This window comes from Marinibacterium profundimaris, assembly GCF_002210095.1.
In the GTDB taxonomy this organism is placed as follows: Bacteria; Pseudomonadota; Alphaproteobacteria; order Rhodobacterales; family Rhodobacteraceae; genus Marinibacterium; species Marinibacterium profundimaris.
Genome location: NZ_AQQR01000003.1, coordinates 542,112 through 568,024, shown reverse-complemented (window position 1 = coordinate 568,024; position 25,913 = coordinate 542,112). Strand labels below are relative to the sequence as shown.

19 protein-coding genes are annotated in these 25,913 nt (G+C 67.8%); 13 read left to right on the top strand and 6 right to left on the bottom strand.

Annotated features, from left to right (window positions below):
• The first annotated feature begins 45 nt into the window (after window positions 1-45).
• From ATO3_RS10655 to ATO3_RS10645, 3 genes are all read left to right on the top strand, one after another.
• Complete coding sequence (locus ATO3_RS10655) at window positions 46-1,077, top strand: TRAP transporter substrate-binding protein (protein ID WP_088649817.1); 1,032 nt, start codon at window positions 46-48, stop codon at window positions 1,075-1,077.
• A 61-nt stretch (window positions 1,078-1,138) separates the two neighbouring features.
• Window positions 1,139-1,624, top strand: a complete 486-nt coding sequence (locus tag ATO3_RS10650; RefSeq protein ID WP_198963250.1) for a TRAP transporter small permease — start codon at window positions 1,139-1,141, stop codon at window positions 1,622-1,624.
• Complete coding sequence (locus ATO3_RS10645) at window positions 1,621-2,922, top strand: TRAP transporter large permease (RefSeq protein WP_088649815.1); 1,302 nt, start codon at window positions 1,621-1,623, stop codon at window positions 2,920-2,922. Before ATO3_RS10650 ends, ATO3_RS10645 begins: the two co-directional genes overlap by 4 nt.
• Window positions 2,923-3,015: 93 nt before the next feature.
• Here the strand turns inward: ATO3_RS10645 and ATO3_RS10640 are convergent, their stop codons facing one another.
• Entirely contained in the window at window positions 3,016-4,650 is a 1,635-nt protein-coding gene (locus ATO3_RS10640; protein ID WP_088649814.1) for an MFS transporter, read from the bottom strand.
• Between the two features lie 390 nt (window positions 4,651-5,040).
• On the opposite strand from ATO3_RS10640, the gene ATO3_RS10635 reads away from it, so the two are divergent.
• A complete protein-coding gene (locus tag ATO3_RS10635) occupies window positions 5,041-7,179 on the top strand; it encodes a DEAD/DEAH box helicase (protein ID WP_088649813.1) in 2,139 nt (712 codons plus the stop codon).
• A 28-nt stretch (window positions 7,180-7,207) separates the two neighbouring features.
• Here the strand turns inward: ATO3_RS10635 and ATO3_RS10630 are convergent, their stop codons facing one another.
• The 3 genes from ATO3_RS10630 to ATO3_RS10620 are packed head-to-tail and all read right to left on the bottom strand — an operon-like array spanning window position 7,208 to window position 8,969.
• Window positions 7,208-7,540 carry a MerR family transcriptional regulator gene (locus ATO3_RS10630; RefSeq protein WP_088649812.1) on the bottom strand — a complete coding sequence of 111 codons (333 nt, stop codon included), beginning with the start codon at window positions 7,538-7,540 and terminating at the stop codon, window positions 7,208-7,210.
• Entirely contained in the window at window positions 7,537-8,517 is a 981-nt protein-coding gene (locus tag ATO3_RS10625) for a DnaJ C-terminal domain-containing protein (protein ID WP_088649811.1), read from the bottom strand. Before ATO3_RS10625 ends, ATO3_RS10630 begins: the two co-directional genes overlap by 4 nt.
• Window positions 8,518-8,534: 17 nt before the next feature.
• Entirely contained in the window at window positions 8,535-8,969 is a 435-nt protein-coding gene (locus ATO3_RS10620; protein ID WP_088649810.1) for a thioredoxin family protein, read from the bottom strand.
• A gap of 502 nt (window positions 8,970-9,471) precedes the next feature.
• Between ATO3_RS10620 and ATO3_RS10615 the strand changes: the two genes are divergently transcribed.
• Complete coding sequence (locus tag ATO3_RS10615) at window positions 9,472-16,530, top strand: autotransporter outer membrane beta-barrel domain-containing protein (protein ID WP_088649809.1); 7,059 nt, start codon at window positions 9,472-9,474, stop codon at window positions 16,528-16,530.
• Between the two features lie 203 nt (window positions 16,531-16,733).
• Here ATO3_RS10615 and ATO3_RS10610 read toward each other — a convergent pair whose 3' ends face one another.
• Window positions 16,734-18,101: an aminotransferase-like domain-containing protein gene (locus tag ATO3_RS10610; RefSeq protein WP_088649808.1), complete on the bottom strand. Its 1,368-nt coding sequence runs from the start codon at window positions 18,099-18,101 to the stop codon at window positions 16,734-16,736.
• Window positions 18,102-18,368: 267 nt separating this feature from the next.
• Here ATO3_RS10610 and ATO3_RS10605 point away from each other — a divergent pair, with 267 nt between their 5' ends.
• The 8 genes from ATO3_RS10605 (at window position 18,369) to htpX (ending at window position 25,207) form a co-directional block, all read left to right on the top strand.
• The gene (locus tag ATO3_RS10605; protein WP_088649807.1) at window positions 18,369-18,851 is read left to right on the top strand and encodes an MSMEG_0572/Sll0783 family nitrogen starvation response protein; all 483 of its coding nucleotides are present in this window, start codon (window positions 18,369-18,371) and stop codon (window positions 18,849-18,851) included.
• 67 nt (window positions 18,852-18,918) lie between these two features.
• Window positions 18,919-19,899 (top strand): Nit6803 family nitrilase, encoded by a 981-nt coding sequence (locus ATO3_RS10600; RefSeq protein WP_088649806.1) that lies wholly within the window; start codon window positions 18,919-18,921, stop codon window positions 19,897-19,899.
• Window positions 19,892-21,010: an MSMEG_0568 family radical SAM protein gene (locus tag ATO3_RS10595; RefSeq protein WP_088649805.1), complete on the top strand. Its 1,119-nt coding sequence runs from the start codon at window positions 19,892-19,894 to the stop codon at window positions 21,008-21,010. Before ATO3_RS10600 ends, ATO3_RS10595 begins: the two co-directional genes overlap by 8 nt.
• A complete protein-coding gene (locus ATO3_RS10590; protein ID WP_088649804.1) occupies window positions 21,007-21,555 on the top strand; it encodes an MSMEG_0567/Sll0786 family nitrogen starvation N-acetyltransferase in 549 nt (182 codons plus the stop codon). The genes ATO3_RS10595 and ATO3_RS10590 overlap by 4 nt, the downstream gene beginning before the upstream one ends.
• Window positions 21,552-22,517 carry a sll0787 family AIR synthase-like protein gene (locus ATO3_RS10585; RefSeq protein ID WP_088649803.1) on the top strand — a complete coding sequence of 322 codons (966 nt, stop codon included), beginning with the start codon at window positions 21,552-21,554 and terminating at the stop codon, window positions 22,515-22,517. Before ATO3_RS10590 ends, ATO3_RS10585 begins: the two co-directional genes overlap by 4 nt.
• Window positions 22,510-22,794: an MSMEG_0570 family nitrogen starvation response protein gene (locus tag ATO3_RS10580; protein WP_088649802.1), complete on the top strand. Its 285-nt coding sequence runs from the start codon at window positions 22,510-22,512 to the stop codon at window positions 22,792-22,794. Before ATO3_RS10585 ends, ATO3_RS10580 begins: the two co-directional genes overlap by 8 nt.
• 11 nt (window positions 22,795-22,805) lie before the next feature.
• Window positions 22,806-24,095 carry an MSMEG_0569 family flavin-dependent oxidoreductase gene (locus tag ATO3_RS10575; RefSeq protein ID WP_088649801.1) on the top strand — a complete coding sequence of 430 codons (1,290 nt, stop codon included), beginning with the start codon at window positions 22,806-22,808 and terminating at the stop codon, window positions 24,093-24,095.
• Window positions 24,096-24,250: 155 nt separating this feature from the next.
• Window positions 24,251-25,207: a zinc metalloprotease HtpX gene (gene htpX / locus ATO3_RS10570; RefSeq protein ID WP_088649800.1), complete on the top strand. Its 957-nt coding sequence runs from the start codon at window positions 24,251-24,253 to the stop codon at window positions 25,205-25,207.
• Between the two features lie 44 nt (window positions 25,208-25,251).
• Here htpX and ATO3_RS10565 read toward each other — a convergent pair whose 3' ends face one another.
• The gene (locus ATO3_RS10565; RefSeq protein WP_088649799.1) at window positions 25,252-25,911 is read right to left on the bottom strand and encodes a hypothetical protein; all 660 of its coding nucleotides are present in this window, start codon (window positions 25,909-25,911) and stop codon (window positions 25,252-25,254) included.
• Window positions 25,912-25,913 lie beyond the last annotated feature (2 nt).

Sequence of the window (25,913 nt, the reverse complement as noted above, 5' to 3'; positions counted from 1 at the left end):
TTAACAGATACCCAACCGTCACCGACATCCAGGGAGGAACCACCAATGTCGATCGCTACACGCCTGATGGCCACCGCGGCCATCTCCGCATCCATGGCCGCCGCACCGGCGCTGGCCGAAACCACGCTGAAGATCAGCCACTACCTGCCGTCCGTGCACGGCATCCATACCGATTTCATCGTCCCCTGGACCGAGCAGATCACCGAATGCACCGGTGGCGAGGTCCAGTTCGAGATCTTCCCCGCCGGCACCCAGCTGGGCAATGTCGCGCGCCAGCAGGAGCAGGTCATGGCCGGGGTCGTTGATATCGCCCACGGTCTGCACGGCATCCCGCGCGGCCGCTTCCCGCGCACGTCGCTGATCGACATGCCCTTCCTGACCGACAGCGCCGGTGCGGCCAGCTACGCCCTGTGGGAACTTTATCCGGATTACCTGGCCGAGGAATACAAGGGCCTGAAGGTCCTGGCGCTGCATGCCCATAACGGCGGGCTGCTGCACACGAACGAGAAGAAGGTCGAGACCATGGAGGATATGGACGGCCTGCGCATCCGTACCCCCAGCCCGGCGGTGTCCGAGATGCTGTCCTACCTTGGCGCCGATCCGCAGGGCCTGCCCCCGGGCGAGGTCTATGAAAGCCTTCAGCGCGGGGTGATCGACGGCACCGTCTTTCCCTGGGACCCGGTCAAGAGCTTCGGCCTGAACGAGGTGCTGAACTATCACCTCGATCTCGGCGCCTATACCGTGTCGTTCTTCTACGTGATGAACCAGAGGTCGTATGATGCGCTCAGCGACGAGGCCAAGGCCTGCGTCGACCAGTATTCCGGCGATGCCCTGGTGTCGCAGTTCGGCGACTGGTGGGACAGCTGGGACGTGCCGGGCCGAGAAGAAGCCATCGCGGCGGGCCATGAGATCACCGAGCTGTCTGACGAGGAACGCGCCCGCTGGGAAGAGACCCTGCAGCCGATGATGGACAGCTACCTGCAGACGGTGAAGGACGCCGGCGTGGACAATGCCGACGAAATCTACCAGGCGATGCAGGACAAGATCGCGGAATACGAGGCGTCGCGGCAGAACTGAGCCGGCGAAGCCAGCCCCGGCCCGTGACAGGGCCGGGGCACGCGGAACGAGAGGTGACGTCTTGAACATCCTTGCTGGGCTCGCACGCGGGCTGATCACGGCGCTGGCCGCACTGGGGGTCATCGCCTACGGGCTGGCCGCGCTGGTCACGGTGGCCGACATCATCGGGCGGCGCTTCGGCCTGCCCATCGAGGGGGTCGTGGACCTGGTGCAGCTCTTCGTGGTCGGAGGCGCCTGGCTGGTGATGCCCTATGCCTTCCTCTCCGCCGCCCATGTCAGCGTGGATTTCCTGGTCGAAAACATGCCCCGGGGCCTCGCCGTGCCGCTGAAGCTCTTTGCCGGCGTCCTCGCGCTGGGGCTGCTGGGGCTGATGCTTTGGCAGGGGTTCCTGACCTTCCGGACCCGCACCATGTTCGGCGACACCTCGCAGCAGCTGGGCATCCCGATCGCCTGGTACTGGTACCCGCTGCTGGTCGGGCTGGCGGTATCGCTGATCGCCGTGGTGGTGGAACTGACCGCCTCCCTGCGCCGCGAGGCCCGGGCATGAGCGACGCGTTTCTCGGACTTTTCGGCTTTCTGGCCGCACTCGGGCTGATCGCGCTTGGCCTGCCGGTGGCCATCGCCATGGGCGTGATCGGGGGCCTCGGCTACTGGTACCTCAACGGCTGGATGGGCGTGGCCTATATCCTGGGCTCCAGCCCCTTCGAGGCGATCTTTCCCTATTCCTTCTCGGTCATCCCGCTTTTCGTGATGATGGGCGTCTTCGCCTCGCATGCGGGGCTGTCGCGGTCGCTCTTCGACGTGATCAACGCCTTTATCGGGCACCGTCGCGGCGGGCTGGCGATCACCACGGTCGGCGCCAGCGCCTTCTTCGGGGCGATCTGCGGATCGTCGCTGGCCACCGTCGCCACGATCGGCCGCGTGGCCCTGCCGGAAATGAAGCGCCACGGCTACGACGCCTCGCTGTCCACCGCCACGGTCGCCGCCGGCGGCACGCTGGGCGTGCTGATCCCGCCCTCGGTTCTGCTGGTGATCTACGGGCTGCTCACCCAAAGCTCTATCGGCCAGTTGTTCATCGGGGCCTTGCTGCCCGGACTGCTGGGCGCGCTGCTTTATGCTGCTGCCATCGCCGTCCGCGTCCGGCTGCGCCCCGATCTTGCCCCCAGCGCCGAGCGTCACGGCTGGAGCGAACGGCTGACCCGGCTGGGGCAGGTCTGGCAGGTCGTGCTGCTGTTCGCGCTGGTGATCGGCGGCATCTACCTGGGCTGGTTCTCGCCCACCGAGGCCGCCGCCGTGGGGGCCGTGGGCGCCTTCTTCCTCGCGCTTTTCTCCGGAGAGCTGACCCGCGAGACGCTGAAAGCCTCGGTCTTCGAGACCGCCGGGCTGACGGGCATGATCTTCTTCATCCTGATCGGCGCGGGGCTGTTCAACTTCTTTCTCGAGAACACCGGCCTGCCGCAGCTCTTGATCGAGCAGATCCGCTCTTCGGGGATGGGACCGATGGCGGTGATGGTGCTGATCCTGGTCTTCTACGTGGTGCTGGGCTGTTTCATGGATTCCATGTCGATGATCCTGCTGACGGTGCCGCTGCTGGCGCCGGTGGCGCTTGAGCTGGATTTCGACCTGATCTGGTTCGGCATCGTCGTCGTCACCGTGGCCGAGATCGGGCTGATCACGCCGCCGATCGGCATGAACCTCTTCGTGGTGCAGGCCTCGGCCGGGGACGTGCCGATGAAGACGGTGATGAAGGGCATCTTCCCCTTCATCCTGGCCGATATCGTCCGGCTGGCGCTGCTGGTGGCCTTCCCGATCATCGTGCTTTGGCTGCCGGGGCAGGCGTTCTGATACGGCGCTTTGCCCGGGGCCGGTAACGCCGTCTTGGCGGGGGGGCCGGGGCACCTGGATCCCGGGCGCGCAAACGGACCCGGGAAGACCGCCTTAATGCGGGACGTCCGAGGGCGGTGGCTTAAGCCGCAGGTCTTCGTGCAGGGGCACCGATTGCCGTTCGATGAACCGGTGCACCCTGGGCCGGCCCGGGCCGCGGTGCAGGGCGAGGAGTTCCTGGAACCCTTCGAGGTCCGATTTCGTCCGCCGCGCGTTGTGCCGGAGGTAATCGTTCCAGGTGGCCACGTGGAACCGTTCGGTCCAGAGGTCGGGGTTTTCCAGATCGCGCAGCAGCGACCAGTTGCGCGCGCCGTCACGGATCCGGACCCGGCGGCGGCGGTGGATCGCGGCGAGGAAGGCGTCCACGTCTTTTTCGTCGATCACGTAGTCGATCACGATCACGATCGGCCCTGAACGGGGTTTCAGGTCCAGCCGCAACTCGGGCTCGCGGAAGGTGTTCAACGGGTCGAGGTCGAGCTGGTCGAACTCTCCCAACCCGATCCAGCGCCCGACGACCGAGCCCACCAGCAGCAGCGCGCTGGCCACCAGCAGCGCGATGCTGACCGATTGCGACTCGGCCACCAGGCCCCAGTTCCAGGACCCGATCGCCATGCCGCCGAAGGTGGCCGTCTGGTAGAACGACAACGCGCGGCCCACGACCCAGCGCGGCGTCGACAGCTGCACCGTCACGTTGAACAGCGACAGCGCCATCACCCAGCAGGCCCCGGCGATCAGCAGGCCCGTGGCGCTGACCGCGATGTGGCGGCCCATGGCCAGGATCACCATGCCGACGGCAAAGCCCAGGAAGGCGGCCGAGACGATCCGTTCGTTGCGATAGCGCGACCGGATGTGGCCGTTCATCAAGACGCCGCCGATCGCGCCCAGCCCGAAAAAGCCCAGCAACAGGCCGTAGGTCAGCGCCGTGCCCTGCAGCATGTCGCGCGCCACCAGCGGCAGCAGCGCCATGGCCGAGGAGGCGGCGAAGCCGAACAGCGCGCTGCGGGCCATCACCTTGTTCAGGTGCGGCGACATCGACATGTAGCGCAGGCCGGCGCCCAGGGCCTGGCCCAGCGGCTCGCGCGGCAGGCGTTCGGTCTTGGGCTCGGGCTTCCAGGCCAGCAGGGCCAGCACGTTCGGGATGTAGGTGAAGGCGTTGAAGGTGAAGGCCGCCGCCGCCCCGGCCAGCGCCACCAGCGCCCCGCCAAGCGCCGGTCCGACCGAACGCATCAGGTTGAACCCCATGGCGTTCAGGCTGACGGCGGCTGACAGCACGTCGCGTCGGACGATATCACCCATGCTGGCCTGCCAGGACGGGTTGAACAGCGCCATGCCGCAGCCGATCGAGAAGGTGAAGCCCAGAAGCCCCCAGGGCCCCAGCACGCCAAGCCAGGCACAGACGGCAAGCCCGACGGACACGGTCAGCATGAAGAGCTGCGCGCTCAGCAGGATGCGGCGGCGGTCGAAACTGTCGGCCAGCGCGCCGGCGATCAGCGAGAACACCATGATCGGCAGCGTGTTCGAGGCCTGGACCAGAGCGACCATGGCGTCGCTGCCGGCCAGCGAAGTCATCAGCCAGCCGGCGCCCACCATCTGAACGAGGCTGCCCAGGTTGGAGAACTGGGAGGCCAGCCAGAGCCCGCGAAACGTCGGGTTGCGGAACGGGGCGAAGGTATCGGTCTTCTTTTCTATCGGCAGCTCTCGTGACCTGGCCTCTTGCTCCGTCCATGGGACGGGCGGAGGACGCGCGTCTGCGGCTTCATGCAGCGCTGCCCCATAACGCCCTTAAACCGTTCAGGATTCAAGAGGCAGCCGCGCAGCCGCCATAGAGCGTGACGGCCGAGCAGACATGCATCCCCCCGACCGGTCAGGTCCGCCCGGCGCGCAGCGGGCTTCGGATCGGCTGCCGCGTCCCGGGCTTTGGGCCGGCGACGCCTGCGCAACCGGCCATTTCACGCTGCTTTTCCCGGGCCGAAGAATCATCATGTACTTCTGCCGGGCTTTTGGCTATTGCGCCCCTTTCCCCTTGCAGGGCGACCAACGCGGCAATGGCAGCCGCCTCTCCTCGGATACCTCTTTCAGATGCTCACCTCCTTGTCCCAGGCGCTGTCCCAGCGCGGATACACCACCCTCACGCCGGTCCAGGAGGCGGTGAGCGCGCCCGAGCTTGCCGGGTCGGATCTGCTGGTTTCGGCCCAGACCGGGTCGGGCAAGACCGTGGGCTTCGGGCTGGCCATCGCGCCGACCCTGCTGGGCGACGAGGAACGCTTTGGCCCCGGCTCCACACCGATGGCGCTGGTCGTGGCGCCCACGCGGGAGCTGGCGGTGCAGGTGATGAACGAACTGGCCTGGCTTTATGCCGAGGCCGGCGCACGGCTGGCGTCCTGCATCGGCGGCATGGACATGCGGCAGGAACGCCGGACGCTGGAGCGCGGCGCGCATATCGTCGTGGGTACGCCGGGCCGGCTGCGCGATCACGTGGAGCGCGGCTCGCTCGACCTGTCCGGCCTGCGCGCCATCGTACTGGACGAGGCCGACGAGATGCTGGACCTGGGGTTCCGCGAGGATCTGGAATTCATTCTGGGCCAGGCGCCCGAGGAGCGGCGCACGCTGCTGTTCTCGGCCACGGTGCCGCCGATGATCCTGAAGCTGGCCGAGCAGTATCAGCGGGACGCCCAGCGGATCAGCACGATCACGAAGGGCGACCAGCATACCGATATCTCCTACCAGGTGCTGCGCGTGGCCGACAAGGATCGCGACCATGCGATCTTCAACCTGCTGCGCTTTCATCATGACCAAAGCGCCATCGTCTTCGCCAATACCCGCGCGGCGGTGAACCATCTTGCGGCGCGGCTGACCAATCGCGGTCTGGCGACGGTCAGCCTGTCGGGCGAGCTGAGCCAGACCGAGCGCAGCCATGCGTTGCAGGCGATGCGCGACGGGCGGGCCCGGGTCTGCGTGGCGACCGACGTGGCGGCGCGCGGCATCGACCTGCCGAACCTGGCGCTGGTGATCCATGCGGACCTGCCGACCAACACCGAAAGCCTGCTGCACCGCTCGGGCCGGACGGGCCGGGCCGGGCGCAAGGGGATCTCGGCCCTGGTGGTGCCGCCGAAGGCCGCGAAAAAGGCCGAGCGCCTGCTGAAATGGGCAAAGATCCAGGCCGAATGGACCCTGCCGCCCTCGGCCGAGGACATCCTGCGCGGCGACGAGGACCGCCTGCTGAGCGATCCCGACTGGGACGCGCCGGTGACCGAGGAGCAGCAGGCCTTTGCCGAGCGGCTGCTGGCGCAGCAAAGCCCCGAGCGGATCGCGGCGGCCTATCTGCGGCTGTATCACGCGCGTCATGCCGCGCCCGAAGAGCTGACGCCGCCCGACACCAAGCCCGCGAAACGCGAGGAGCGCGACTTCGGCCCGAGCCGCTGGATCGCGCTGTCGGTGGGCCGCGACAAGGGGGCCGAGCCGCGCTGGCTGCTGCCGCTTCTGTGCCGCGCCGGCAATCTCGACAAGACGTCGATCGGCGCGATCCGCATGCAGGATACCGAAACCTTCGTTGAACTGGCCGAACCCGCGCTGGAGCCTTTCCTGTCGGTCCTGGGGCCGCAGGGCGCGCTGGAAGACGGGGTGAATGCCCGCGTGCTGGACGGCGTGCCGGACTTCGCACCGTCGGGTCGGCCCCGTCCCAAGGCCGGTGCCGAGCGGCACGGCGACGCGCGGCGTCCGCAGCGCAAGGATGGCCCGCCGCGGGCCCGTCCGCAAGCGCGGGAGGATTCGCGGGTGACCGAAGCCCCGAAGGAGCCGGTCAGACCCACGGAACGACCGGCTCCGTCGGCCGAGGCGCCTGCGCGTCCGCGCAAGACCGAGGCCAGGGAAGCCCCGCGTGCCAAGGACGGCAAACCGGCGAAATACGCCAAGGCGGCCCCATCGGGAAAGCCGTCTGGAAAGCCGTCGGGGAAACCGGGAGGCAAACCTGCAGGCAAGGCGCCCTACAAATCCGCCGGCAAGCCCGAGGGACGCTCGGCCAGCAAGCCGGCGGGCAGCAAGCCGGCGGGCAGCAAACCTGACGCCAAGCCCGGCCGCAAGCCGGCGCCCCGTCCGGATGCCAGCGATACCTCCAAGCGGTTCGTGCGGCCCGGCCAGTCCAAGGCGGCCCCGCGCAAGGGCGCGAAGGGCAAACCCGGACCGGGTGGAAACGAGCCGCCGCGCCGCGGCAAGCGCTGAGCTCGGGGCCGGGCGTAGGGCGGATTGCTCAGTCCGGCATCCGGCTGCGGACAGTGGCCACGACGGCGCGCCGGACGTCGGCGGGCTGCGCGTCCAGCGCCTCGGCCAGCACGTGCAGGTCGCGGCGGGTCCGGTTCAGGTGGTCGATCAGGGTCAGCACCGTTGGCATCACGTCCGGCGGCAGCGCCATGTCCTTGCGCAGGTCGCACAGCAGCCGCAGCCGGGCCACGTCGAGATCGTCGAACTCCGGCCCGGTCTCGCCCTGCGCCGGCAGGACCCAGCCCTCGCGCATCCAGGCCCGCAGGTCGCGCAGGGTCAGGCGGTCGATCCGGGCGACGACGCTGCGTTCGTCCAGCCTCATGTCGTTCTCCTCAGCTCGGCCCGCGGGTCGAAATCCGAGGCCGCGCGCCAGCGTTCCGCCAGGGCCCGCATGTCGTCGTCGATGGCCTTCGGCAGCACGATCTTCAGCCGCACCACCTGGTCACCGGCGGTCTTGCCGCGCGTGATGCCCTTGCCCTTCAGGCGCATCCGCTGACCCGACGAGGCGCCCTTCGGGACCGTCATCGACAGCGGGCCGGAGATCGTCGGCACCTCGACCTTGGCGCCGAGGACGGCCTCGTCGAAGGTGATCGGCAGCTCCATCACGATGTCGTCGCCCTCGCGGGTGAACACCGGGTGCGGGCTGACGGCGATGCTGACCAGCGCGTCACCGGCGGGCCCCTGGCCGATGCCGGGGCTGCCCTTGCCGCGCAGGCGCAGGGTCTGGCCGTCGGCGGTGCCGGGCGGGATCGTGATCTCGATCGACTTGCCGTCCGGCATGGTCACGCCGCGTTTCGTCCCGCGCGCGGCCTCCAGAAAGCCGATTTCGAGGTTGTAGCGCTGGTCGCGGCCACGGGCGGCAAAGCCTTGCTGGCCCCCGCCGCCGCGCGGGCGCCGGCCGAAGAGATCCGAGAAGAGATCGGAGAGATCTTCCTCGCCCCCCGTGCCGAAGCCGCCGAAGCCCTGGCTGTACCCATGGCGCTGCCCGCCGCCGAAGCCACCGGCGCCCCCGTCGTAGCGGCCGCCGGCATCCTGCCCGGCGTATTGATGGTAATACTGGCGTTGCGCCCGTTCCTGGCCCGAGGCGTCGATTTCTCCCGCGTCGAAACGCCGGCGCTTCTCGGGGTCGCGCAGCAGGTCATGGGCGGCCGAGACCGCCTGGAACTGCGCCTGTTTCTCGGTGTCGCCGGGGTGCAGATCGGGGTGCAGGGATTTGGCCAGCTTGCGGTAGGCCTTCTTGATCTCGTCCTGCGTGGCCGTCGTCGATACGCCCAGGATCTTGTAGGGATCGTTACTCATTCTCGTCTGTTACCTCATCACGTCTTTGCTCCGGCGCCGACCCAGTCCGCGATCTCTTGCGCCGGTGTCACGCCGGTCCGCCGGCCGATTTCGCGCCCGCCGTGGAAGGCCACCAGCAGCGGGATGCCGCGAATGCCATAGCGGCCTGCGGCCTCGGGGAAAGCCTCGGTGTCCAACTTGGCAAACCGCGCCCGGCCCGTCAGGGCCTTCGCGGCCTTTGCGAATTCCGACGCCATCATCCGGCATGGTCCGCACCAGGCGGCCCAGAAATCCACCACCAGCGGGATCTCGTCCATCCGCGCGGCGGCTTTCAGGATGTCCGGCGATACCTCGACCGGCGCGTCCGCCATCAGGGCTGCGCCGCAGGTGCCGCATTTCGGGCCCGAGGCCAGGCGGTCTTCGGGCAGGCGGTTGCCTTGTCCGCAGTGCAGGCAGGCGAGTCTGATCGGCATGGCGGTCTGCTCCAGGTATTCGGTTGCATGAATATATAGGGTGCCATTGACGAAGCGTAAGGGGGCAACGGTGGGGCGGATCGAACGCTTGGGCCGGGCCACGGTCGACGGACCGCGCCCTGGTCTGCGCCGCGGGGTCGGCCGGTCGGGCGAAGACCGGCAGGCGGATCGGGATCGCATCCCCGACGGTCCGGCCGAAGGCGGCACGGAAAGACCTGCGCAACGGCGTGGCCCGGCGGTTGCGCGGATCCCGGTCCGGGCCAGGTGTGGTCGGGTTTTCAGACGGTTTTTAGCCTTAAAGTTGTTAACTAATTTTCGTTAAAGGAGCTTATTTTCAGCTTGTTATGTTGCCATCTTCCTGTATCGCCTGAAAAAGTGGGCAGACCCGGCATTGCCTTTGCCTGTCCCCCGCTTTGTCGCATTGAAGTCGTATTCTTCGACCACAGCGAACCTGAATACACGGGTCCGCCGGGGCGGACGCAGCGAACGACTGGAACGCCGAATGACCAAAGACAGCTCCTCGAAAACCGCAGCACCGCTCTCTGTCCTGGCGGTGCTGTTGTCCACCACGGCGATGTCGCCGGCGCTGGCAGATTGCGTCAACACCGGCAACAACACGGTCCTCAGCTGCACCGGCAACGTGGAGGCGATCACGCTCGACTACGGGTCCGACGCCAGCGCCAACCCCGATATCGAGAACCTCACCAAGGTGGAGGTGTCGGACCTGAGCGCCGACATGACGGATGCCCAGGGCAATTCGGCCTATATCCGGCTGGAAGCCCAGGTCGCCGCGGGCCCGACCGAGATCGACGTCACGCTGGACAACGGCCATGACATGAAAAGCGATGCCGGCATTCTCGAGGCGATCGTCACGGCGCAATCCGGCAGCGAGGGCGAGGAGAATTATGGCCGGGACAGCCGCACCGGCCCGAACGGTGGCGATGGCACCGACGGGCAGGGGCTGAGCTTTTCCGCGAAAGGGGACAAGGGCGCCACGCTGGGCGGCGAAAGCCACGCCGGGATCAACGTCGTCTATACCGCCGGCACCGGCGGTCAGGGCGGAGAAGGTCATGCCTGGGGCGGAACCGGCAACACCGGAACCGGCGGTGTCGGTGGCAGGGGCGGCAATGCCGGCGAGATTGACATCAACATCGACTCCGATGTCGTGCTGAATGTCGATACCACCGACGGCGGGCCCGGGGTTTATATCGTGTCGTCCGGCGGAACCGGCGGGCTTGGGGGCACGGGACGCTCGAACGGGGCGGATTCCGGCTATGGCGGGGTCGGCGGCAAGGGCGGAACCGGCGGCAAAGTGACCTTTTCCGCCACCAACTCCTCCAACCGGATCTCGGCGACGAAGGGCCACGGCATCGTCGCGATCTCGCAGGCGGGCGACGGTGGGCAGGGTGGCAAATCCATCGCCATGTACGACTACCCCGGGGCGGGCGGCAACGGCGGCGCTGGCGGCGATGTCTCTGTCGACTACCACGGAGCGGTCGAGACGAAAGCCGACAATAACATCGGCATTTTCGCACAATCGGTCAGCGGGGCTGGCGGGGTCGAGGGCGAGATGAGCGGCGGCAAGGCCACCCATCATCCGGCCGCCCCCTCCAACCCGGGATCGGCCGGCACTGTCGAGGTCGATACCACCGACGCCGATGTCTCTACCTCCGGTCACTCGTCTTTCGGTGTCGTGGCGCACAGCGTCGGCGGCCACGGTGGCAATGGTCCCAACTCGGACGGGCTGTCTGCCTATGGCGCAAGCGGCTCCTCGGGCGGTGATGGCGGGCAGGCCAGCGTGACAATGACCGGCAGCGAGGTCACCACGCAGGGCGATTCCGCGATTGGCGTGATCTCTGCCTCGGTGGGCGGCGGCGGCGGGTCGGGCGGATCGGCCTCGGGGCTGACGGCCCTGGGCGGCGAGGGCGCGGTCGGCGGCAACGCGGATGCGGCGCAGGCGAGCCTGACCGACACGACGATCACCACCGCGGGCGACAGGGCCGAAGGCATCACCGTGCTCAGCGTCGGTGGCGGCGGCGGCAATTCGGGCGACGCCGACGGGCTGGTCGCCTCGGGCGCCTCGGCCGGCAATGGCGGCAACGGCTCCACGGCCGCGCTGACGGTGAGTGGCAGCACGATCGCCACCACGGGCTACGAATCCGCCGGGGTCGTGGTGGCCTCGGTCGGTGGCGGCGGCGGCAATTCGCATTCCGGTTCGGGGCTGGAGACGATGGGCGCGACCGGAGGTAACGGTGGCGATGCCGGTAACGTCACCTACAGCTCGGAAGCGGATTCCGACGGCAAGGGGACCTCGGTCAGCACCAAGCAGGACAAATCCGAAGGCATTGCGCTGCTTTCGGTCGGCCATGGCGGCGGCAAGTCCGGCTCCACTCACAAGGTCAGCCTCGTGGGGGGCAACCAGATGGGCGCCTCGGGCTCGGGCGGCGGTCATGGGGGCGACATCTCGTTTACCATGGCAGACGGTGACAGTGTCTCGACCGAGGGGCATCTGTCGGAAGGGGTGTTCGCGCTGTCGCTTGGCGGGGGCGGCGGCAAGAGCGGCTCTGTCACCACGATCGATGTGGTCAACGGCGGCACTGCGGCGACGCAATCCATGGGCGCCACCGGGGGCAAGGCCTCGGACGGGGGCGACATCACCAAGAGCAAGCTGGCCGGTGAAATCACGACCAAGGGCGATGCCTCGGCCGGGGCGCTGGTGGTGTCGGCCGGCGGCGGCGGCGGGGTCGCGGGCAACCAGACCACGGTGACCGCGGCGGTGTCTCTGAACAACAACGTGGGCGCCGACGGCGGGCCGGGCGGCAACGGCGGCGAGGTCTCCTTTACCTCGTCGGCCGCGATCACGACCTCCGGGCACCTGTCAGAGGGGATCGTCGCGGCCTCGGTCGGTGGCGGCGGCGGGCATTCCAGCAACGTGCAGAACGTCAGCATCGGGGCCAATGTCAGCGATCTGACGATCAGCGGCGGCGTCGGCGCGCAGGGCGGATCGGCCGGCAATGGCGGCGCGGTGACCGTGACGCTGGACGACAAGAGCGACATCAAGACCAAGGGCGAGGCCGCCGGCGGTCTCGTCGCGCTGTCGGTCGGCGGATCGGGCGGCAATGCGGGGTCTGTCATCAGTTCCAACATCGGGGCGCTGAACCTCAGCGTGAACACCGGCGCGTCGGGCAGCGCGGGGGGCACTGGCGGCGACGTAACTGTCACCAACCAGGGCAAGATCAACACCGCGGGGCAGCTGGCGCCCGGTATCTTCGCCGGTTCGGTCGGCGGAGGCGGCGGCCGGGCCGCGACCTCGGTCGACGGGTCGATTTCGGCGATCGGGATCTCGATGAATTTCGGCGGCGCCAACGGGGACGGTGGCGAAGCCGGGACCGTGTCGGTGACCCATGACGGACAAATCACCACGGCCGGGCACATGTCGTCCGGGATCCTGGCGGCCTCGGTCGGGGGCGGCGGCGGGTCCGGCGGCGTGGCCGTGTCCGGAACCGGCGGGATCGTTTCGGCAGACATGTCGATGGGGGCGTCTGGCGGCGCGGGCGGCACCGCGCAAACCGTAACGGTCACCAGCTCGGGCGATGTCAGCACGGGCGGCGTGAAGGCGCCGGCCATCGCGGGCCTTTCGGTCGGCGGCAAGGGCGGCACCGGCGGCCTGGCGGTCAGCGGGTCCGGCGATGCCGGTCCGATCTCGGGCAGCCTGTCGCTGGCGGTCGGCGGCGGCGGCGGCGGCGGCGGCACGGCGGGCGACGTGAACCTCACGACGACCGGCGGCACGATCCAGACCACGCAACAGGCCGGCATCGGCCTGCTGGGCCTCTCGGTGGGCGGCCATGGCGGCTCTGGCGGGATGGTCGTGGCGGGCAATGTCGACGCCTCCGAGGAAGGCTCGGGCAGCTTCACGCTCGCAGTGGGCGGCGACGGCGGCGATGGCGGGACCGGCGGAAAGGTCGACATCAAGAACGCGGCCACCATCAACACAAGCGGCCACTATGGCTTTGGCATCCTGGCGGCGTCTGTCGGCGGGCATGGCGGCGACGGCGGGTCGAGCTATTCCGCATCGGCCACCGTCACCAAGGGCACCGACCTGGAGGCCAGCGTCAACGTCGGCGGCGGCGGAGCCTCCGGCGGGACGGGCGGTGACATCACGGTGGACAACACCGGCAACATCACCACGACGGGTGGCAACGCGCACGCGATCTACATGAATTCCATCGGCGGTTCGGGCGGCTCCGGCGGCTCGGGCGTGTCCTATCTTGTCGATTTCGGCACAACCGAAAACAGCCAGGCCAGCTTCCACGGCAATGTCCATGTTGGCGGCAAGGGCGGCAGCGGCAACACCGGCGGCAAGGTGACGGCCTCCAACAGTGCCAAGCTCTCGACCGCGCAGGATACGTCTTACGGGATCTTCGCCCATTCGATCGGCGGCAATGGCGGCGACGGCGGCAACGCGGGCGCCTTCACGGTGGGTTACACTTGGGAATCGGAAGCGCAGAAGAAAGACCCGCTGGAGCTGAACTACAACTTCAGCATCGGAGGCGGCGGTGGCGGTGGCGGCACCGGCGGCGACGTCTCGGTCACCAATGACCAGGGCGGCAGGATCGAAACCGGTGGCGTCGCGTCCTACGGCATGTTCGGACAGTCGATCGGCGGCGACGGCGGAACCGGCGGCAACGGTGAACCCGATGCAAAGGGCTGGGTCGCCGACATCTACAACGTCTACGAGGACGTCAACACGATCCACGAGCAATACGAGCAGTTCAAGAAGGCCAAGAAGAGCATCGCAAGCCTGCTGACCAACTTCTCGGTCAGTGTCGGCGGAAACGCGGGCGCCGCCAGCACCGGCGGTGACGTCACGCTGAAAAACAGCGGATCCATCGTCACGACCGGCAACAGTGCCACGGGTATGTATGCCCAGTCGACCGGCGGTGGCGGCGGTGTCGCCGGCGATGGCTCCGAAGGCCTTCTGACGTCGGTTGCGGTCGCAGGGTCGACCGGTGGCGGCGGCGACAGCGGTGCCATCACGCTGACCAACGACGGCTCCATCACCACGTCGGGCAGTGGCGCGATGGGCATCTATGCCCAGGCGCTCGGCGGCGGCGGCGGCACCGCGGGCGACATCGAAGGATCCATCATTTCCGCCTTCACCGACCTCGCGCAATCCGTCGGGGCGCAGGTCTTCGGCAAGGCGAACGGGGGCGATGGTGGCAGCGGCGGCAACATCACGATGACCATGGGCAGCGGGTCCTCGATCAAGACCACGGGCGACAAGGCCCATGGCATCTGGCTCCAGTCCACCGGCGGCGGCGGCGGGGCCCAGGGCCAGGTGACCATCGAAGGCGGCGACGACGACGATGGCCAGCAGCCGGCCAGCACCCCGGCCTATATCGGCAGCTCGGGCAACCCGGGCAACGGCGGTTTCATCGACATCGACATGGCCGGCGACATCACGGTGACCGGGTACGGATCGCACGGCATCTTCGCGCAAAGCGCCTCGGGCGGGGACGATTCGAGCGGAAGCGGCGGGATCCGCCTGAACGTCTCGGGCAATATCACTGCCGAAGGCGCGTCGGGTCGGGGAATCCTGGTACAGGCCGACGGGGTGGCGGACAATCTCGCCAAGTCCGGAACCTGTGCCAAGAATTCCGCAACCTGCGCGGGCACGGCTCATGTCAGCATCGCCGAAGGCGCCATCGTACACACCAGCGATGAGGACGCCTACGAGACCATCGGCTTCATGAGCGGCCAGCAGTCGACGCGCAGCGATGGCACGATCTTCGTGTCGAACCTGCTGGAAAATGCGGGCACCGTGTCCACCGCGAAACCCTACAGAACCGCCGTCGGAGCCGACGGCACCGCCTCACTGCGGATCCACAACCTGTCGGGCGGGCTGATCTCGGGTTCGGTCGTGCTGACCGGCGATCCGGACACCTTCAAGACCGGCCACCGAATGGAGTTCGAGAACCGGTCGGGCGCGCGGTTCGAGCCGGGCGAATACGTCAACCTGGGCGATCACGGGAACTACACGGGGGAAGCCGGCAGCACGATTGCTCCCTACGGTTCCGCAATTGGTATGTCGATTTTCGCCCTGGGCGAGGAGTATTCCGAAAGCGGCACCTACGAAGTTACCATGGCCCAGGTCACCAACGTCTACGACATGCAGGACGTTGGCGCCGACCTGATCAGGTTCGCCTCGGACAGCTACAGTAGCTTTGCCTTCAGCCCGACCGTGGTGCCCACCTGGACGAAGATGCCGACGGATCACAGCCTCAATTCCGGGCAGGAACTCATTGCGGACGGCCACGATTTCAGCAAGAGCGGAGCGACGGTGGAGAACACGGCGACCGTCACCTACGACCTCGAGGGGACCTATTCGGACCTGCGCCTGAACTACAGCATCGATCTGAGCGGGGCCAGCAACGGGGTCGAGCTGAACCGCAACGGTCAGGAATACGCGTCCTACTTCACCCGCGCGCTCGGGGCCGCCGGGGCAGAGCCCACGCAGGAGGGCACGGCCGCGAACGACCTGGCGACGCTGGGCGCGGATTACCTCAACGCCGCGACGGGGGAAGAGCTGCAGCAACGCTACAGCCACCATGTCCCGGACGAGGCGGTGATCGGCGTCTCGGGTGCCGTGCTTTCGACGCTGCGGCTGAACGACCTGCTGCAAAGCTGCCCGACGCTGGATCCCTCGGCGGGGCTGGCGTTCCTGCGGCAGACCGAATGCACCTGGGTGCAGGCGACCGGCGGCAAGCGGCACCAGGATGCGACGGACGAAAGCCCGCAATACGACTCGACCGCCTATGGCCTGGCCATCGGCTCGCAACACCAGATCGGCGCGGACCTGTTCCTGGAAATCGCCGGCCAGGCCGAAACCCTGTCGATCGGGGGCGAGAACTTCAGCCAGGACGGCGAACGCTATTCCTTCGGCGTCGCGCTGAAGAAGGAAGTCGGGCGCTATACCTTCTCGTCGACACTGGCCGGGGGGATCTACGGGCTGGATTACGAACGCGGCTACACGGTGTCCGGCGTCCGGCATCAGGCGAAGTCTGACATCGACGGCCGCTACCTGGGGGCCGAGCTGCGCGCCACGGCGGTCTACGAAGGGCAGGGCGGGTTCTATGCCAAGCCGTCGGCGGCGCTGGCCTACACGCAGGTCTGGCAGGACGGCTTCACCGAAGACGGCACCGGGCCGCAGGCCTGGGAGGTCGGCTCTGTCAGCGACAGCTGGCTGACCTTCACCCCGCAGATCGAGCTTGGCCGCGCCTTCGCCGTCGGAGACCGGGCATCGCTGGCCTTCGTGCGGGCGGGGATGACCGTCGCGCTGAACGATCCGACGACCTCGGTCGGCAGCCTCCTGGTCGGGACCGATGCCTCGGCCGGCCAGATGACCAGCGTGCTGGGCAAGGACCGCTACCAGGGCGACCTGACCGCCGGGTTCGAGGTCATGCTGCAGGAGAACCTGTCGGTCTCCGTCCTGGGCCAGACCTCGCTGTCTGAGAACAGCCACGACTACGGCGGGACCGCACGGATCGAGTTCCGGTTCTGATCCCAAGGGGCAGCGCCCCGGGTGAATATTCAAAGCAAGTGCGGGGGCCGGATGCGGCCCCCGTTGTTTTTCGGGGCTTCGCGGCCTTGGCTGGCAGGTCGTATGGGCGCTCAGCCCGAACCGACTGACTTTCGGTGGCAGCAGGCTGAACGGCCGGAAAGTGGCCGGGCCTTTCGAGCGCGAAACTCACCCCGGGCCGGATGTCACCCCATGAAGGCGTTGGGGGCCACGGCGTTGCCCAGGAAATAGAGATTGTCGCGCAGCGCCTCGCGCGTGACAGAGCCGCCCAGGCACACCCGCAGGTTCTCACCGGGCTCGCCATCGACGGTGAAGGCATCCGACGGCATCAGGCCCAGTTTGCGCCCGGTCATCCGCGCCACGATATCGGCGCGGCCCGTGCCCTCGGGCAGGGTCAGCCAGATGTTGAACGCATTCTCGGCCGAACGGTAGTCCATGCCCTCCAGCGCCTCGCGTGCGATGGCCTGCCGCGCGGCGCTTTCGGCGCGGATGAAACGGCGGATGCTGTCGGCGGTGCCATCCTCGATCCATTGCGTGGTCAGCGCCATCGACAGCGGAGAGGGCATCACCGCAAGCGCCCGGATCGCCTGCGCCAGCCGCAGGGCGCAGCGCGAGGACGGCGCGATGGTGAAGGCCAGCCGCAGCCCCGCGCCGATACATTTCGCCAGCCCCCCGATATGCCAGGTCAGGTCCGGTGCCGAAAGCGCGATGGGCGCCGGCGCCCGGGCAGGGATGAAGCCATAGGCGTCATCCTCGATCAGCCGCAGCCGCGCCTGCCGCAGCACGCGGGCCAGTTCCAGGCGCCTGTCCTCTGGGATGGTCAACGTCGTCGGGTTCTGCAGCGTCGGGTTCAGGTAAAGCGCCCGGGGCGCGTGGCGCGCGATGGCCTCTTCCAGCGCCTCGGGCGTGACCCCGTCCTTGTCCATCGCGACGCCCACCAGCGTCACGCCGAAGCGCGCGGCGATGTTGCGCAGGCCGGGGTAGGTGATGCTTTCGCACAGCACGACATCGCCCGGCTTGGTGATGATCGACAGGATCGCCGCCATGGTCGCATGCGCCCCCGGTGTCACCGCGATCCGGTCGAGCGAGGGCACCATGCCCCGCATGCTCAGCCAGGACGAGGCGGCGGTGCGGTCGCGCTCGGTCCCCGTGGGCGCCTGGTAGCGCAGCAGGTCCACGAGGTTGGCCGACACATAGTCCAGCCCGCCCTTCATCCGGCCGACCAGCTCCGGGTCGACAGGCTCGGGCGGCATGTTCATCGACAGGTCCTCGGCGTGCTGACGCTCGGGGTCGGGCTCGGCCCCCGCCGCGCCGGCGGCGACAAAGGTGCCCCGGCCCACGTGGCTGTCCACCAGCCCGCGCGCCTGCGCCTCGGCATAGGCGCGCGAGACGGTGGTGAAGTCGATGCCGAGATGCGCGGCCAGCTTGCGCTGTGGCGGAAGCCGGTCACCGCCTGCAAGCCGACCGCCTTCGATGTCGCGGGCGATCGCGTCGGCGATGGCCAGGTAGCGCGGCTTGCCGCTGTCGATCTGCGCCGGGGTCCAGTCAGTCATGTGTCGTCTCCTGCCCATGCAGGCGTAACGGATTGATTCTCTCAATTGAAGGGAGATTGTATGAATCCATGCACTCTGTTGCGGGGGGTGACATACGTCCGTCGAACAAAACCAGGTCGGAATGCGCGCATCTACCGGTCATTTCGCCCATAATTCGCGCGAGCCCTAGGGCCGGTGGTGTTAATATTGTATGCATATTGAACTGATTATTGATCGCATCAATGCGCCGATCCCATGCTTGATCCATCAACGGACAAGGAGGGTGTGATGCCTGCAGTCACCAAGGAAGCGTACAAGGACGGCGACTATTTCGTCGATTACGAAGAGAAGGTCTTCGAGGATGTGAAGGCCGAGGAGGGCGAGAAGGCCCTTGTCACCTTCCATACAGTTGCCTTCGAAGGATCCATTGGGCTGGTCAACATTCTCAATGCAATCCGGCTCAACCGGAAGGGATACGAGACCTCGATCCTGCTGTATGGCCCCGGCGTGACGCTTGGCATCCAGCGCGGCTTTCCCACGCTGGGCGATGAGGCCTTCCCCGGTCATCAGAACTTTGCCGTGAACCTCAAGAAGTTCATGGGCGAGGGCGGCAAGGTCTATGCCTGCCGCTTCGCGCTGCAGGCGCTTTACGGTCATGGCGAACCGTCGCTTCTGCCGGGCATCACGCCGATCGCGCCGCAGGACGTGCTCGACTGCATCCTGCTGCACAAGAAGGCTAACGCGGTGATCCTCGACACCTGGACGGTCTGAGACCGCGCCAGAACCATCCGCCGGACCGGCAGCATGCCCGGTCCGGCCCCGTTCCCGGAGGCAGACCATGAGAACCGACACGATCCGCGCCGCCGCCGTCCAGATCGCCCCCGACCTGTCGGGCCGGGCGGGTACGATCGAGCGTGTGCTGAACGCCATCGCCGAGGCCGCCGACAAGGGCGCGCAGTTCATCGTCTTCCCCGAGACCTTCGTGCCCTATTACCCCTATTTCAGTTTCGTGCTGCCCCCGGTGCAACAAGGCGCGCCGCATCTCGACCTGATGGCCGAGGCGGTCGTGGTGCCTTCGCCGGAAACCCAGGCCGTGGCCGATGCCGCCCGCAAGCGGGGCGTCGTCGTGGTGCTGGGGGTGAACGAACGCGACCACGGCTCGCTCTACAACACGCAACTGGTGTTCGACGCCGACGGCACGCTGGCGCTGAAACGGCGCAAGATCACGCCGACCTACCATGAACGCATGGTCTGGGGGCAGGGCGACGGCGCCGGGCTGAAGGTCGTCGACACCGCCGTTGGCCGTGTCGGTGCTCTGGCCTGCTGGGAACATTACAACCCGCTCGCCCGCTACGCGCTGATGACCCAGCACGAGGAGATCCACGCCGGCCATTACCCCGGCTCGCTCGTGGGCGACATCTTTCGCGACCAGATCGAGGTGACGATGCGCCACCACGCGCTGGAATCCGGCTGCTTCGTGGTCAATTCCACTGGCTGGCTGACCGAAGAGCAGATCGCGCAGATCCACCCGGACCCCGCGCTGCAGAAAGCCATGCGCAGCGGTTGCATGACCTGCATCATCAGCCCCGAAGGCCGCCACCTGGCCGATCCGATCACGACAGGCGAGGGAATACTGATCGCCGATCTCGACATGCGGCTGATCGCCAAGCGCAAGCGCATGATGGACAGCGTCGGCCATTACGCCCGGCCCGAGATGCTGTCGCTGCTGCATGACACACGGCCCGCCGTCACCCGCCACGCCTCCCGCGCCGATCAGGTGCCGGAGATGGACCCCGAGGAGGACACGACCGATGTTTGACCAGAGCTTTGACCAGGCCAATCTCATCAACGAATTGCAGACCCACGGGATGCGCCTCGTCGATCCCCGCGCGGGCCAGGAAAGCCGGCGGGGCGGGGCGGGGCCGTCGGATCACAAGGCGATCACCATCGGCGACCGCACGGTGATGATCCCGGTCCACACCGCGCCCAGCTTCGACAGCCCCTACCTGGTCGAGGCCCCCGACGACACCGGCGCCGCCCGCGTCACCCGCGACGGGGCCGAGGTGGCGCAGGTGCGCTTTCCCACCAGGGCGAAGTTCTACCAGCTGAAGACGGCCGACGGCATTCCCTACAGCCAAATCGCGGCGCTGCACTCGAAGGACGTGCTGGCCACCACAGTCCTGCAGACCTGCATCCGCTATGAAAGCCGCAAGAAGACCTGCCAGTTCTGCTCGATCGGGCAGAGCCTCGCCGCCGGGCGCACCATCGCCCACAAGACCCCCGCGCAGCTGGCCGAGGTGGCGAAGGCCGCCGTGGAGCTGGACGGCGTGACCCACATGGTGCTGACCACCGGCACGCCCGCCGGCAAGGACCGGGGCGCCAAGGTGCTGTGTGAGAGCGCCGAGGCGATCAAGGCCGCCGTCGACCTGCCGCTGCAGGGCCAGTGCGAACCGCCCGAGGACGACGCCTGGCACCAGCGCATGTTCGACGCCGGGATCGACACGCTGGGCATGCACCTGGAGGCGGTGACGCCCGAGGTCCGGCAGCGGATCATGCCCGGCAAGGCCTCGGTCCCGCTGGAGAAGTATTTCTCCAGCTTCGAGGCGGCGGTGAAGGTCTTCGGGCGCGGTCAGGTCTCCACCTACATCCTCGCGGGGCTTGGCGACACGCAGCAGGCGATCCTTGAGATGGGCGAAAAGCTGTGCGCCATGGGCGTCTATCCCTTCGTCGTGCCCTTCGTCCCGATCTCGGGCACTCCGCTGGAAAGCCATCCCGCGCCTTCGACCGAGTTCATGGCCGGGATCCTCGAACCGCTTGGTCAGATGATCGCCCGCGCCGGGATCCTGTCGTCCGAGATGAAGGCCGGTTGCGGCAAATGCGGCGCCTGTTCGGCTTTGGCAACCTACGAGAAGCTGAAGGTGCCGGCATGATCGAGCTTGAGCCGCGCCAGTTCCAGTGCCCCGGCTACTACGTTCGCGCCGCCTCGACACGGTTCGAGGCCGAGGGCGCGTCGGCGCTTCGGCATCGGGTCTTCGTGCGCGAACAGGGGATTTTCGCCGAGCATGATCGCGACGAGATCGACCTGATCGCCACTCATCTGGTGGCGCTGTCGACCTATGCGCACGAGGCCGACCAGGTCGTGGGTACCGTGCGCATCCACGAGGACAGCCCGCGCCTGTGGTGGGGCTCGCGGCTGGCGGTGGACCGCGATTTCCGTGCGGTCTCGCGGCTGGGGACCGAGCTTATCCGCCTCGCCGTCTGCACCGCCAATGCGCGCGGCTGCGACCGGTTCCTGGCCCATGTCCAGATGCAGAACGTGCCGCTGTTCCAGCGCCTGCACTGGCAGCCGCTGGAAGAGGTCGATTTCCACGGCACGCCGCACATGAAGATGCAGGTGGACCTCGATTATTACCCGCCCTGCAGCGACCCGGTGGCGGGCTGGTATCACCGCTCGGCCCCGAGGCCGGCGCCATGACACCCGACATCGGCTGCCTGGCCGAACGGCTCGCCGCCCATCCTTCGGTCCGCTCTAAGCTGGGCATCGCCCGGACGACCCGCGCGCTTGGCCTGACCTCGGATCACGCAGGTCGGCCCGGAGACGATGCCGCCGTTCTTCCCCGCGAGGACGGCTACGACTTGCTGGCGGGCGAGGGGTTCATTCCTGCCTTCGTGGCCGACGATCCGTGGTTCGCCGGCTGGTGCGCGGTGATGGTCAACCTGTCGGACATCGCGGCCATGGGCGGCCGCCCCACCGCCATCGTCGACCAGGTCTGGGCCCCCGATGCCGAGACGGCCGCCCCGATGCTGGCGGGCCTGCGCGATGCCGCCGCCGCCTATGACGTGCCGCTGGTGGGCGGGCACACGAACCTTTCGGCCCCCTCGGTCGGGCTGGCCGCTTCGGTCTTCGGCCGGGCGCAGAAGCTGATCACCAGCTTCGATGCCGCGCCCGGTGACCTGCTGATCGCGGCCATCGACCAGCGCGGCGCCTACCGCAACTTCGACAACTTCTGCGCCGCGCTCGAGGCGCCCCATGCCCGGCTGCGCGGCGATCTCGCGCTGCTGGCCGAACTGGCCGAGGACGATCTGGTCAGGGCCGGAAAGGACATCAGCCAAGGCGGCATCGTCGGCACCGCGCTGATGCTTGCCGAATGTTCCGGCGTGGGAATGGAGATCGACGTCTCTACCCTGCAGCCGCCGAAAACCGTGGAGACAGAACGCTGGCTGCGCAGCTTTCCCAGCTTCGGTTTTCTGCTCTCCGTCCCGCGCGAGGAGGCCAACGCCGTCAGCGCCCGGTTCTGCGCGCGCGGCATCGACGCCCATGCCATCGGCCGCGTGACCGAAGGCAGCTGCGTCACCCTGACCGACGGCGCGGACAGCGCGCTGTTCTGGGATCACGCCCGGACCCCGTATCTCGACCTTGGAGCATCCGATGCCTGAAACATTCTGGACCGTCCGCTGGCCCGACGGGGCCGAGGAACGGCTCTATTCCCCGTCCTCCGTCGTCACCGAACTGTTCGAAGCGGGGCAGAGCTATCCGGTCCCCGATTTCCTTGCCCGGGCCCGAACCGCGATGGAGCGTGCCTCGGGCCGGGTCGAACGCAAGTACGGCTTCGCCTGCAGCGCCGCGATGGATCAGCTGGGCCGGATCGAGGCCCGGGTGGCGGGCCTGCCCGATCAAAAGGGCAAGGTTGCCTGCCTGGAGATTTCGCAATGAGGACGGACCCGATGACAGACAGCGTGCCGCATATCCCCGTCGTCATCGTCGGCGGCGGGCAGGCCGGGATATCCACCGCGTATTGCCTGCAGCAGCAGGGCATCGACAGCATCGTCTTCGAACGCCACGCCCGGTTCCAGTCGTGGCGCGTGAACCGCTGGGACAGCTTCTGCCTCGTGACGCCGAACTGGCAATGCCGGCTGCCGGATTTCCACTATGACCGCGAGTATGGCGGCACCGATCCCGACGGCTTCATGCTGAAGGACGAGATCACCGCCTATCTCGACGCCTTCGCCGACAAGGTGCAGCCGAACCTGCGCGAAGGGGTGGATGTCACCCGCGTAGTGCCCGGGGATCACGGCTTCACGGTCGAAACCTCGATCAGCACCTGGACCTGCGACCAGGTCGTGATCGCCACCGGAGGGTACGACACGCCGATCGAACCGGGATACGCGCAGCGGCTCGATCCGTCGATCTTCCAGATGCATTCGGTCGATTACCGCAACGTGGACCAGTTCCCCGAGGGCGGCGTGCTGATCGTCGGCACCGGGCAGTCGGGCGTCCAGCTGATGGAGGATTTCACCCGTGCCGGCCGCGACGTGCATCTGGCCGTCGGCCCCGCGCCGCGCAGCCCGCGCAAGTACCGGGGCCGCGATGCGACGGACTGGCTTTACGATGCCGGGCATTACCGGATCACCATCGACACCCATCCCGATCCGCAGAAGGCGCTGACCCAGACCAATCACTACATGTCCGGCCGCGATGGCGGCAAGGAGATCGACCTGCGCCGCTTCCATCTGGACCATGGTGTGGAGCTTTACGGCTCGCTCTCGGACATGAACGGCACCGAGGTCTCGTTTCTGCCCGATCTGGCGAAGAACCTCGACGATGCGGACCGCTCCTATGTCGGCATCCGCACTCAGATCGACGCCCATATCGCGCGCGAGGGCATCGACGCCCCCGAAGAGCCGCCCTTCACCAAGGTCTGGGAGCCCGAGGCGGAACGCACCCGCGTCGACCTGGCCGAGGCCGGGATCGCTTCGGTTCTCTGGGCCATCGGCTTCCGGCCGGATTACTCGTGGATCGAGGCGGATGTCTTCGACGACCGCGGCAAACCCCGGCATCACCGCGGAGTGACACCGCACCGGGGCCTGCATTTCATCGGGCTGGGCTGGCTGAACACCTGGGGATCAGGTCGGTTCCTGGGGATCGAGGAAGACAGCCGCTACCTTGCCGCCCGGATTGCCGCGCAGATGGAGGAAACCCGGGATCTGGGGCGGGTTGTCGGCGGTCACGTCTGAGGCAAGCACTGGTGCAGTGCTCGCCATGCCTCCGGGCGGCGGTGCCACGGGCGGCAGGCCTCCTGGCGAGGAGGCCTTCGCCCGCTTGCCCGGATTGTTGGGCGCGCAATGCATCCTATATCTGTCGCAACGATAGCATTTGGACGATGTGAGCGATGGGTTACCTGAAAACTGCCATGCTGATGGCCGCGATGACGGCTTTGTTCATGGGGATCGGATACATGCTGGCCGGCAGCGGGGGCATGATCTTTGCCCTGGTGGCGGCGGCGGTGATGAACGTCTTCACCTGGTGGAATTCCGACAAGATGGTGCTGCGGATGCACAACGCGCAGCCCGTGGCGATGAACGATCCGGCCGGGCTGACCAAGATGGTGTCAGAGCTGGCCCGCAACGCCAACCTGCCGATGCCGAAGGTCTATGTTATTGATACGCCGCAGCCCAACGCCTTTGCCACGGGGCGCAACCCGCAGAACGCCGCCGTCGCGGTGACCACCGGCCTGATGCGGGCGCTTTCGCGCGAGGAGCTGGCCGGCGTGGTCGCGCATGAGCTGGCGCATATCCGCAACCACGACACCGCGATCATGACGGTGACGGCGACCTTTGCCGGTGCGATCACCATGCTGGCGAATTTCGCGCTGTTCTTCGGCGGACGCCGGGACGAGGGCCCGGGGATTGTCGCCTCGCTGGCGATGATGTTCCTTGCGCCGATGGCGGCGGCGCTGGTGCAGATGGCGATCAGCCGGACCCGGGAATATGCCGCCGACAAGGCGGGGGCCGAGATCTGCGGCCAGCCGCTGTGGCTGGCCACGGCGCTGGAGCGGATCCAGGCCGGGGCGTCGCGGATCGACAACGACACCGCCGAGCGCAACCCGGCCACGGCGCATATGTTCATCATCAACCCGCTGCATGCCCATGCCCGCGACAGCCTGTTCGCGACGCACCCGTCGACGGCGAACCGCGTGGCGGCCCTGCGCGAGCTCGCCGCCTCGATGCCGGCTGCGCGGCGCGAAACGCGCCAGGCTCGGCCGGAGATCCGCGAGCGGTCGTCCTCGGTGCCGCGTGTGCCGCGCAGGTCTTCGGGGTCGTCCGATCCGTCCGGGCCCTGGGGCTGACGGGGTTGGGGTGACGGGCCGGGCCTCGCCGGTCCTGCGCCCCGTCAGAGCGCGGCGAAAAGCGAGATCACGCCCACAAGCACCAGGCTGAGCGCCCAGACGAGATCGAGGTTGAACCAGCTTTTTGACAGGAATTTCAACCCCAGCCAGCGGTAGACACCAAACGCCACAAGCCCGCCCGATCCGGCCATGGCGAGGGTGTGGATGACCGCCACCATGGCCGCCACACCGGTGTTGCGCGTCATCAGGTCGGCTGCGGCCGCGTGGCCCGCATCGGTTTCAATGGTCCGGCAGATGCCAAGGTAGATCGGCACAAGCATCAGAGCCGCGCCATGCGCCAGCGCCGCAAGGAAGGACCAGAGCCCCAGCCGGCTGGGCGGCACACGGGACAGGAACCGGGGATGGCGGCGGTTGATCAGCAGGTAGACACCCAGCGCGATCACCAGCACCGAGGCGGCAAGCTGGATCTCTCTCTGCCGTTCGGCCAGCACCAGAAGCGCGGTGAAGGGAAACAGGATCACCACCATCGCCAGAAGATGCCCCGCCGCCAGCGCCAGCAGCGCGCGCAGCAGACTGCGCGGAGACCGGTCCATCAACGCGGCCGACACCGCCAGCGGCCACCCCATCCCCGGGTTCAGCCCGTGGTAGATCCCGGACGCGACAACGGCCCCCCAGAGGGCCGCTGCGCCGTTCGCTGCATCCATGC

Excerpts from the sequence above, each read along its gene's own strand:
- ATO3_RS10655 (WP_088649817.1), top strand. The coding sequence starts at position 46 with ATGTCGATCGCTACACGCCTGATGGCCACCGCGGCCATCTCCGCATCC.
- ATO3_RS10565 (WP_088649799.1), bottom strand. The coding sequence starts at position 25,911 with ATGGATGCAGCGAACGGCGCAGCGGCCCTCTGGGGGGCCGTTGTCGCG.
- ATO3_RS10610 (WP_088649808.1), bottom strand. The coding sequence starts at position 18,101 with ATGACTGACTGGACCCCGGCGCAGATCGACAGCGGCAAGCCGCGCTAC.
- ATO3_RS10620 (WP_088649810.1), bottom strand. The coding sequence starts at position 8,969 with ATGCCGATCAGACTCGCCTGCCTGCACTGCGGACAAGGCAACCGCCTG.
- htpX (WP_088649800.1), top strand. The coding sequence starts at position 24,251 with ATGGGTTACCTGAAAACTGCCATGCTGATGGCCGCGATGACGGCTTTG.
- ATO3_RS10630 (WP_088649812.1), bottom strand. The coding sequence starts at position 7,540 with ATGAGGCTGGACGAACGCAGCGTCGTCGCCCGGATCGACCGCCTGACC.
- ATO3_RS10625 (WP_088649811.1), bottom strand. The coding sequence starts at position 8,517 with ATGAGTAACGATCCCTACAAGATCCTGGGCGTATCGACGACGGCCACG.
- ATO3_RS10590 (WP_088649804.1), top strand. The coding sequence starts at position 21,007 with ATGATCGAGCTTGAGCCGCGCCAGTTCCAGTGCCCCGGCTACTACGTT.
- ATO3_RS10645 (WP_088649815.1), top strand. The coding sequence starts at position 1,621 with ATGAGCGACGCGTTTCTCGGACTTTTCGGCTTTCTGGCCGCACTCGGG.
- ATO3_RS10575 (WP_088649801.1), top strand. The coding sequence starts at position 22,806 with ATGACAGACAGCGTGCCGCATATCCCCGTCGTCATCGTCGGCGGCGGG.
- ATO3_RS10605 (WP_088649807.1), top strand. The coding sequence starts at position 18,369 with ATGCCTGCAGTCACCAAGGAAGCGTACAAGGACGGCGACTATTTCGTC.
- ATO3_RS10595 (WP_088649805.1), top strand. The coding sequence starts at position 19,892 with ATGTTTGACCAGAGCTTTGACCAGGCCAATCTCATCAACGAATTGCAG.
- ATO3_RS10580 (WP_088649802.1), top strand. The coding sequence starts at position 22,510 with ATGCCTGAAACATTCTGGACCGTCCGCTGGCCCGACGGGGCCGAGGAA.
- ATO3_RS10615 (WP_088649809.1), top strand. The coding sequence starts at position 9,472 with ATGACCAAAGACAGCTCCTCGAAAACCGCAGCACCGCTCTCTGTCCTG.
- ATO3_RS10600 (WP_088649806.1), top strand. The coding sequence starts at position 18,919 with ATGAGAACCGACACGATCCGCGCCGCCGCCGTCCAGATCGCCCCCGAC.
- ATO3_RS10635 (WP_088649813.1), top strand. The coding sequence starts at position 5,041 with ATGCTCACCTCCTTGTCCCAGGCGCTGTCCCAGCGCGGATACACCACC.
- ATO3_RS10585 (WP_088649803.1), top strand. The coding sequence starts at position 21,552 with ATGACACCCGACATCGGCTGCCTGGCCGAACGGCTCGCCGCCCATCCT.